Here is an 8,473-nt window from a genome sequence, read left to right on the forward strand (position 1 = left end):
CCTTTGCCTAAGCAAGGACTTATTGGATTATCATCAACGAGTGCCCACACAGATTGATAGGTTTATATTGTTAAAGAGCGTTCTTCTTTGTGACTCACATCACTTCGGAAGAGGCGGTCATTTTAGCGAGTTAAAGTTTAGTGTCAACCACTTTTTTCAAGCAATTTGCTTGGCTAAGTAACCGTACCAACCCGACTCTCGTTTCTTTCGAACCGTTGCCGTGTCAGTGAGGTCGCATTATAGAGATCGGCGTCACGTTGGCAAGTCCTTTTTAGTGTTTTTTTTGATTTTTTTGTTGTTTGGGTGTTTTCTAATCAGAGATGGCTATTTCTTCAACTCTTCTATGGCTAAAAGTGCCATATTTCTCTTTTTAAGGAGTAACAATGACATCATTGCGTAGCTATAAAGGTATTGTTCCTGCTATTGGTGAGCGTGTTTATATTGATAGTAGCTCTGTTTTAGTCGGTGACATTACCATTGGCGTTGATTCAAGTATCTGGCCGCTCGTCGCGGCACGCGGAGATGTGAACCATATTCATATTGGCCAACGCACTAATGTACAAGATGGTAGCGTGCTGCATGTTACCCATAAAAATAGTGATAATCCGAATGGCTACCCTCTTATTATTGGCAACGACGTGACTATTGGCCACAAGGTGATGCTGCATGGCTGTACTATAGAAGATAGGGTTCTGGTAGGAATGGGATCGATCATTCTGGACGGTGCAGTGATACAACGAGATGTCATGATTGGGGCGGGAAGTTTAGTTCCTCCAGGTAAGGTGCTTGAGAGTGGCTACTTATATGTTGGCAGCCCAGTAAAGCAAGCGCGCCTTTTGCATGAGAAAGAGCGCGCCTTTTTACAGAAGTCAGCGGATAACTATGTACAGAATAAAGAAGACTACCTGCATCAGGTGGTTGATATTAGTTAACCACTTCAATTTGTCCCTGAGGATTAAACTCTTCCTCTTCTATTAGTGCTTCAGCCAGCTCTTCGAGATCAAAGCGATATTGAGCAAAAATCTCTAATGCTTGCTGGCTGGTTGCAATACTCTGACCTGATAGACGCTCTAATTCGGCTTGGCTAATCAGGCACTCGATCAATGCACCGGATTGCTGGGCAGGAAACACGATCGCTTGCTGCTCATCATCCCAAGTTTGCATGTCAGGGAAGAGAATGGATTGATTCATTACATACCTTCTAGGTTTTTTCTCAGTTCACGTAGGATTTGCTTTGTACCGGGTCTTAGCCCGCGCCACAACATAAAGCTTTCTGCGGCTTGTCCCACCAGCATACCTAAACCATCGTAAGCAGCATGAACACCATTATCTAATGCCCATTGATTGAATACCGTGGTTCCCGATCCGTAAACCATGTCATAAACGGTGCTATTAGAATTGAAAATAACGTCAGACACTTTAGGAAGCTGTCCGCTTAGACCAGATGAGGTCGAGTTAATAATGACATCAAAGCCTTTATTGACATCACTTAGCCCCATACCTTTGATATTTCCATGCGACGAAAACATTTCAGCCAATAGTTCTGCCTTTGAACTGGTTCGGTTAGCAATCACCAACTGCTGCGGTTTTTGGTCAAGAAGAGGTTGAATCACTCCTCTTGCAGCACCACCAGCACCAAGCAGAAGAACACGAGCGCCTTTTAGCGTGACTTGATGTTGAAGCAAATCTTGAACTAAACCCTCACCATCGGTGTTATCACCAATGATCTCTCCATCATCTAACTTCTTAAGGGTATTTACGGCACCAGCTAGTTCAGCCCTCTCAGTTAGACGATTGGCAAACTGATAGGCATCTTCTTTAAAAGGCGCTGTGACATTACACCCTCGACCACCTTCGCAGAAAAAGGCGTTGGCAGCAGTGATAAATTCACCATGCTCTGGCTGTAATGCTGTATAGGTAAGTTGTTGGCTGGTTTGGCGAGCAAACAAGGTGTGAATGAATGGCGATTTACTTTGCCCAATAGGGTTACCGAAAACGGCATAACGATCTACTTGCTGTGTCATATCCTTACCTAACAGAAATAAAAAAGGGTCTCTCAAGACCCTATCACTATCTATATATAGAGGAAAGAATTACCACTGTCGTGGTTTGAGGTAATGATCGTAGAGTTGTGCTTCTGCTGAACCAGCCTCAGGCTGGTAACTGTATTCCCAGCGCGCCAATGGTGGCATCGACATTAATATCGATTCAGTACGACCACCACTCTGGAGGCCAAATAAGGTGCCACGATCGCAAACAAGGTTAAATTCAACGTAACGACCACGACGATAGAGCTGGAATTGACGCTCTCGCTCACCATATGGGGTTGCTTTTCTACGTTCAACAATCGGTAGGTAAGCTTGTGTGTATCCCGCACCAATCGTTTTCATATAGTTGAAGCAGCGTTCAAAACCCCATTGGTTCAAATCATCAAAAAACAGACCACCGACACCTCGAGTTTCATCACGGTGAGGTAGATAAAAGTATTTATCGCACCACTCTTTATGCTCAGCGTAGATATCATCACCAAACGGCGCGCACAGTTTTTTCGCGCAGTCATGCCAATCCATACAATCTTGTTCAAATGGGTAAAATGGGGTTAAGTCAAAACCACCACCAAACCACCAAATCGGCTCTTCGCCTTCTTTTTCAGCTACAAAGAAACGAACATTAGCATGCGACGTCGGCACGTAGGGGTTGTGCGGATGCATAACTAAAGAAACGCCCATCGCTTCAAAGCTACGTCCCGCCAATTCAGGACGATGAGCAGTAGCCGATGCCGGCATTTGATGACCTTTCACATGAGAGAAGTTCACACCACCTTGTTCAAACACAGTCCCCGCCGTCATCACTCGAGTACGACCACCACCACTAAGATGCTCACCCGGCTCACGCTGCCATGCATCTTCTTTAAAGACACCAGCGCCATCAGCGCGTTCGAGCTGAAGACAAATACTGTCTTGAAGAGCCATTAGAAATTGTTTTACCGCTTGTTTATCAATTGAGCTAGGCATGGAACTTCCTTTGTTGGTCCTGATCTTATTCTTATAATGTTATTGGGGGTGACAGTTTAGCCTTGTCGTAACACTTGCAATGTTTTCGCGTCACGGATCTCACTGGGCTTATCACGGCCACCCGTTTCTCCGCGTAAGATAGCCACTAACTGTTCACCCAGTTGTTCTTCGACTTCTTCGGTAGTCATACACGGTGCTAAACCTGATAAATTAGCACTGGTTGAGGTGATTGGTTTACCAAAGGCTAAGCACATTTTTTGCACCAATGGGTGATCGGTAACGCGTACCGCAATCGAATCAAATTGACCTGAAACCCAACTGGATACTCTATCACTGGTTGGCATAATCCAAGTGTAAGGACCCGGCCAAGTGTCTTGCACTGTTTGCAACTGATCTGCCGTTAGTTGAGATTCGTCAATATACGGAGCAAGCTGATCGTAGCTTGCCGCAATTAAGATTAGCCCTTTCTCGACCGGTCTTTGCTTCAGCATCAGCAGCTTTTGAATGGCTTGCGGATTATCCGGATCGCAACCCACGCCAAATACACCTTCAGTTGGGTAGGCAATCACTTCGCCCTGCTGCAAGGCGGCCAATGCCTGCTCAAAGTTGTCCACTTCGCGTTCCTTTCATATTTCTATTAACATTTTTGTTCAGTGTACTAACAATCCATCTTGCTGACTAAAGCAATTTATTTATAAATTGTGTCTATTGTATTTTAACCCTGACGCAAACGTTTGCTTGAAAGAAAAATACTCGTATAATGCGCACAAAACACGTATTCACTTAATGGCAGCTTGAAGGAGTTTTGAGATGAAAGTCGGTATTATCATGGGTTCAAAATCGGATTGGCCAACCATGAAGCTCGCAGCAGAAATGCTCGACACATTTGGTGTTAGTTATGAAACCAAAGTGGTCTCAGCGCACCGCACTCCTCAGCTTCTTGCCGATTACGCTTCAAGCGCAAAAGAACGTGGTATCAAGGTCATCATTGCCGGCGCCGGCGGTGCGGCGCACCTTCCTGGTATGGCAGCTGCATTTACTTCCCTTCCTGTATTAGGCGTGCCGGTACAATCTCGCGCTCTTAAAGGAATGGATTCATTGCTCTCAATTGTACAAATGCCAAAAGGCATTGCCGTAGGCACTTTAGCAATTGGTGAAGCAGGCGCAGCCAATGCAGGGATTCTTGCGGCGCAAATCCTAGGCACTCATGACGATGCTATTATGGCAAAAGTGGAAGCTTTCCGTGCTGAGCAAACCGAAACGGTATTAGCCAACCCAAATCCAGCTGAGGACTAAATCATGCGCGTATTGGTGTTAGGTTCGGGCCAATTGGCACGTATGATGTCACTGGCAGGTGCGCCACTAAATATTGAACTCAGCGCTTATGATGTCAGTAATAACCAAGTGGTTCATCCACTGACGCAAGCCGTGCTTGAGCAAGACCTTGAAAAGGCGATTTCTCAAGCGGACGTGATCACTGCTGAATTCGAACATATCCCGCACGATATTCTCGATATATGCCAACGTAGCGGAAAATTCCTCCCAAGCAGCCAAGCAATCAAAGCCGGTGGCGATCGTCGAATTGAAAAGGCATTACTGGATAAGGCTGCAGTGCGCAATGCCAAATACGCCGTTATATCTACTCGCGAAGAGTTTCTTGATGCCATTGATTTTGTTGGCCTGCCGATGGTGCTAAAAAGTGCTTTAGGCGGTTACGATGGCAAAGGGCAGTGGCGTTTAAAAGAAAGCAGCGACATCGATACAATTTGGCAAGAAATGGCACAGTGCATTACCAGTAGTGATAACCAAGCGATTGTTGCAGAGGAATTCATACCATTTAGTCGCGAAGTCTCTCTGGTTGGCGCACGTGGAAAAGATGGTGCGATTGTCGTTTATCCATTGGCAGAAAACGTCCATACCGACGGTGTACTAAGCCTTTCAACGGCCATTGCGGATCAAGACTTGCAACAGCAAGCCCAACAAATGTTTACTGCGGTTGCACATAACTTAGATTATGTTGGTGTATTAGCGCTAGAGTTCTTTGATGTTGATGGCCAGTTGTTGGTCAATGAAATTGCGCCTCGAGTACACAACTCCGGTCACTGGACGCAGCAAGGTGCAGAAACTTGTCAGTTTGAAAATCACTTGCGCGCCGTGTGTGGCTTACCACTGGGTAGTACCAAGCTGGTGCGTGAAACGACTATGATCAATATTCTCGGAGAAGACACCTTACCGCCGGCATTACTGGCCATGGATGGTTGTCATATTCATTGGTATGGTAAGGAAAAGCGCGCCGGTCGTAAGATGGGACACATCAATGTGTGTGGCGACTATAGCGGTGAACTACAACGTCGTTTGTGCGCATTAGCGCAAGCGCTTGATCAACAAGCCTTTCCTGCGGTGCATGAGTTTGCGGCCAGTTTTAAGCGCTAACTCACGACTCAATGATAAAAAAACGGCGCTTAAGCGCCGTTTTTATTGAGATTGCGTATGCTGACACTTCCGTTCCGCACACTGATATTTTATCCCACTTGCCAACTTCTTTTCGATCAACAACGGAAAACGACACAACTCACAGCGCCCTTTTACTGGCGGCTGATTAACGGCAAATTTACACTTAGGATAATTATCACAAGCGTAAAAAATTTTACCGAAGCGAGTTTTACGTTCAACCAGATGACCTTTGCTGCATTCTGGACAGGCAATCATCTCTGTCGATGATTCTTCTTCCTGTTCTAGCGATTCTATGTGGTGACATTGCGGGTATGCACTGCAACCAATAAACATTCCATAACGACCTTGGCGCAATACCAATTCATTACCACATTGCGGGCAAGCGACGCCCAACTCTTTGATAATGTGACCATCATTTTGATGTAAAGGTTTTATAAAATCGCACTCTGGGTAGAGGTTACACCCTAAGAATGGGCCATGTTTACCATGGCGAAGTTGTAACACGCCCTCACGTTGCTCGGCCTGACATTTTGGACAAGCTTGATGCTCGAGAGCGTGTTCATGGGCAGAAAATAATTGCTGATCTATTTTACTACTCATCGTTCCACTTATTGCAAATTGCAAAAACCAACCCAATCCCCGTCATCAAACGAGTTTTGTTTCGGATTGATATTAATGAAGAATGCCTTGCTCTTTGCTGTACAACAGCTCTTCCATAAGGGTATAGGCGTTCTCGTTACCCGGCACATTGAACAGCACCATCAACACAATCCACTTCAAATCGTCGAGTTCAAAGTCATCGGTTTCTAGGCCCATTAAGCGGTCGATGACCATTTCTCGGGTTTCCGTGGTCAACACATTAACCTGCTCAAGAAACATTAAGAATCCTCGACACTCCACATCGAGACGCTCCATTTCTTGCGCCGTATAAATACGTGTTGATACCGCACCACTCACCGAAATGGCAGAGTGCTCTTCGCTTTGCTGCAGTGCTGCCAAATCTTCTAGCCAGACAAGGGCTTTGTATATGTCACTTTGTTCAAAACCAGCTCGAAGTAATTCATCTTCTAACTCGTCTTGATTCACTTGTAACTCAGCATCACTATGGATATAAGTTTCAAATAGATACATCAAGATATCCATCATCATAGCTTGCCCCTCCCCTTAAGAATATAGCCACCGGAAACCGCAACAACATGCCCTGAAAGCTCAAGCTCTAAGAGCTGCATCATGACTTCTTGCACAGGGATATGGGTCCTTTGTGCCAGAATATCAACAGGTGTCACTTCTGCTCCTACGTTAGCTAACAGCTTGGCAAATGGCAATTGTTCTTTGGGCTCTTTTTCCGACCATGGCTCATTTTGCACTAAAGGCTTATTGATATTAGACCAGCGCAATAAGGTATCTATTTCATTTAGCACGTCTTGTTTGCTTTGTACCAAGCAAGCCCCTTGCTGGATCAAACTATTACATCCCCTTGCTTGCGGCATCTGAATCGAGCCTGGAATAGCAAAAACTTCTCGGCCTTGCTCTGCGGCATAGCGAGCTGTAATTAAAGAACCACTCCTTTCCGCCGCTTCGACAACCAACACCCCCAATGACAAGCCACTGATAATACGATTTCGACGCGGGAAGTTACTCGCTTTAGGGGCCACATCAGGGTGAAATTCCGATACCAAAGCGCCACTTTCTACCACTCTATGCGCCAATTGGCGATGGCGAGCCGGATAGAGATGATTGAGCCCACAACCCAATACCGCGATTGTTTTACCGCCCGCTTTGAGTGCTCCATCGTGCGCATGACCGTCAATCCCCAATGCCAGACCACTCGTCACCACTAAATTTTGCTTTGCCAGTGCCGATGCAAAGTACTTCGCGTTATTCAATCCATCAATCGAGGCATGGCGACTTCCGACTAAGGCGATTTGCGGCTCATGAATGGATTGCAAATCACCTTGCACGAACAATACCGCTGGCGGTGCTGAGATCTGTCGCAGCAATGGCGGATACTCGCCAGATTGCAGCGTGACAATATGATGCAAAGAAGAAGCTTGCCGCCACTCTAAACATTGGCTGATATAAGTTCGATTCGGCTGTTGAATAGCCTTTACTTGGGATTGCGTCAGTCCTAATGCCTGTAATTGCTGCTGATCATAAGCGACAATTTGAACTGGACTGGCCTTGCTGAGTAATTTCGCCATCCCTTTTGGCCCTAATCGCGGGGTAAAGTAGAGTGTTAACCAAGCGATGAGCTCAAGATCCGTCATGATTAAAAGGGCTTATCATGGTTGGTCACTGATGGCGACTGCAGCAGGGTATGACGACTGACCGGTTGCACGCTGTCAGTCACCACAGCCAAACTGAAATATTGATATGGCCGAACCACCATTAAATTGCCTATCAATAAAGGAGGAAGCTTTTCTTGCTTGCTACGCTCAGGGGTAATAGATGTCGCCTCATCGCCAGGCACCAGCATGGACATAGATTGATAGAGTTGAAAAACGCTGCCTTGGCGTAACCCCTCTTGCTGACCTCGATTGATCACCACCAGCTGATTTTGAGCGACGTAATCCCCACCATCAATCGCACCCAGAATCGCTGCAGCAAGGTGTATCGGTGAAGCATGAGGTTGAAATAAAGCCGAATGAGTCCCGCGATTGTCAGCCTCTACTGGCAGGGCAATATCACCACGCAAAATTTCCTGTTGCTGCTGAGTAACCTGCAAAGCCGAAATATCATTGTGACTGTATTGTCGCTCAGCTAACGCTACTCGCTTTAGGGCCACAACCCTCTTTTCATCACGTAGATAAGTCGTTATTTGACGATAGATTCCCCACTGGCGCTGCTTGTACTCACCGCGAATAAACAACGCTTCACTGTCCGTTAATAGCTGCCGGCCACTACGCGCACCTAGTACACGACTCATGGCTGCCATTTGATGCTGTTCGACTAATAAGATCGATTCAAGATAGCGAAGCCAATGCTCTTGAATGGTATTTAAAACC

11 protein-coding genes are annotated in these 8,473 nt (G+C 46.1%); 3 read left to right on the forward strand and 8 right to left on the reverse strand.

Translation table 11 applies throughout. The features are described from left to right. Positions 1-383 precede the first annotated feature (383 nt). Entirely contained in the window at positions 384-932 is a 549-nt protein-coding gene (locus RH85_RS16935) for a gamma carbonic anhydrase family protein (RefSeq protein WP_006713927.1), read from the forward strand. Here RH85_RS16935 and RH85_RS16940 read toward each other — a convergent pair. The 4 genes from RH85_RS16940 to tsaC all read right to left on the reverse strand — a co-directional run bounded on the left by RH85_RS16940 (position 925) and on the right by tsaC (position 3,628). Continuing rightward, positions 925-1,191 (reverse strand): DUF1488 family protein, encoded by a 267-nt coding sequence (locus RH85_RS16940; RefSeq protein ID WP_006713928.1) that lies wholly within the window; start codon positions 1,189-1,191, stop codon positions 925-927. The two genes, RH85_RS16935 and RH85_RS16940, sit on opposite strands and share 8 nt — an antisense overlap. Next, the gene (gene aroE, locus RH85_RS16945) at positions 1,191-2,024 is read right to left on the reverse strand and encodes a shikimate dehydrogenase (RefSeq protein WP_006713929.1); all 834 of its coding nucleotides are present in this window, start codon (positions 2,022-2,024) and stop codon (positions 1,191-1,193) included. Before aroE ends, RH85_RS16940 begins: the two co-directional genes overlap by 1 nt. Positions 2,025-2,093: 69 nt before the next feature. Then, entirely contained in the window at positions 2,094-3,014 is a 921-nt protein-coding gene (gene hemF, locus RH85_RS16950) for an oxygen-dependent coproporphyrinogen oxidase (protein WP_006713930.1), read from the reverse strand. Positions 3,015-3,070: 56 nt separating this feature from the next. Continuing rightward, entirely contained in the window at positions 3,071-3,628 is a 558-nt protein-coding gene (gene tsaC, locus RH85_RS16955) for an L-threonylcarbamoyladenylate synthase type 1 TsaC (protein ID WP_006713931.1), read from the reverse strand. A 196-nt stretch (positions 3,629-3,824) separates the two neighbouring features. Between tsaC and purE the strand changes: the two genes are divergently transcribed. After that, complete coding sequence (gene purE, locus RH85_RS16960; RefSeq protein ID WP_006713932.1) at positions 3,825-4,310, forward strand: 5-(carboxyamino)imidazole ribonucleotide mutase; 486 nt, start codon at positions 3,825-3,827, stop codon at positions 4,308-4,310. Positions 4,311-4,313: 3 nt separating this feature from the next. Further along, the gene (locus tag RH85_RS16965) at positions 4,314-5,447 is read left to right on the forward strand and encodes a 5-(carboxyamino)imidazole ribonucleotide synthase (protein ID WP_006713933.1); all 1,134 of its coding nucleotides are present in this window, start codon (positions 4,314-4,316) and stop codon (positions 5,445-5,447) included. Between the two features lie 42 nt (positions 5,448-5,489). On the opposite strand, the gene RH85_RS16970 is transcribed toward RH85_RS16965, so the two are convergent. The 4 genes from RH85_RS16970 to RH85_RS23075 form a co-directional block, all read right to left on the reverse strand. Then, positions 5,490-6,068 (reverse strand): topoisomerase DNA-binding C4 zinc finger domain-containing protein, encoded by a 579-nt coding sequence (locus RH85_RS16970; protein WP_006713934.1) that lies wholly within the window; start codon positions 6,066-6,068, stop codon positions 5,490-5,492. A 72-nt stretch (positions 6,069-6,140) separates the two neighbouring features. After that, positions 6,141-6,617, reverse strand: a complete 477-nt coding sequence (locus tag RH85_RS16975; RefSeq protein WP_006713935.1) for a DUF494 family protein — start codon at positions 6,615-6,617, stop codon at positions 6,141-6,143. Continuing rightward, entirely contained in the window at positions 6,614-7,735 is a 1,122-nt protein-coding gene (gene dprA / locus RH85_RS16980) for a DNA-processing protein DprA (protein ID WP_006713936.1), read from the reverse strand. Before dprA ends, RH85_RS16975 begins: the two co-directional genes overlap by 4 nt. A 2-nt stretch (positions 7,736-7,737) precedes the next feature. Beyond that, positions 7,738-8,473 (reverse strand): hypothetical protein (locus tag RH85_RS23075; RefSeq protein ID WP_006713937.1); only part of this gene is annotated, 736 nt, incomplete at its 5' end.

It is taken from the genome of Vibrio ichthyoenteri ATCC 700023 (genome assembly GCF_000222605.1).
GTDB lineage: Bacteria > Pseudomonadota > Gammaproteobacteria > Enterobacterales > Vibrionaceae > Vibrio > Vibrio ichthyoenteri.

Excerpts from the sequence above, each read along its gene's own strand:
- purE (WP_006713932.1), top strand. The coding sequence starts at position 3,825 with ATGAAAGTCGGTATTATCATGGGTTCAAAATCGGATTGGCCAACCATG.
- RH85_RS16935 (WP_006713927.1), top strand. The coding sequence starts at position 384 with ATGACATCATTGCGTAGCTATAAAGGTATTGTTCCTGCTATTGGTGAG.
- dprA (WP_006713936.1), bottom strand. The coding sequence starts at position 7,735 with ATGACGGATCTTGAGCTCATCGCTTGGTTAACACTCTACTTTACCCCG.
- hemF (WP_006713930.1), bottom strand. The coding sequence starts at position 3,014 with ATGCCTAGCTCAATTGATAAACAAGCGGTAAAACAATTTCTAATGGCT.
- RH85_RS16965 (WP_006713933.1), top strand. The coding sequence starts at position 4,314 with ATGCGCGTATTGGTGTTAGGTTCGGGCCAATTGGCACGTATGATGTCA.
- RH85_RS16975 (WP_006713935.1), bottom strand. The coding sequence starts at position 6,617 with ATGATGATGGATATCTTGATGTATCTATTTGAAACTTATATCCATAGT.
- RH85_RS16970 (WP_006713934.1), bottom strand. The coding sequence starts at position 6,068 with ATGAGTAGTAAAATAGATCAGCAATTATTTTCTGCCCATGAACACGCT.
- RH85_RS16940 (WP_006713928.1), bottom strand. The coding sequence starts at position 1,191 with ATGAATCAATCCATTCTCTTCCCTGACATGCAAACTTGGGATGATGAG.
- aroE (WP_006713929.1), bottom strand. The coding sequence starts at position 2,024 with ATGACACAGCAAGTAGATCGTTATGCCGTTTTCGGTAACCCTATTGGG.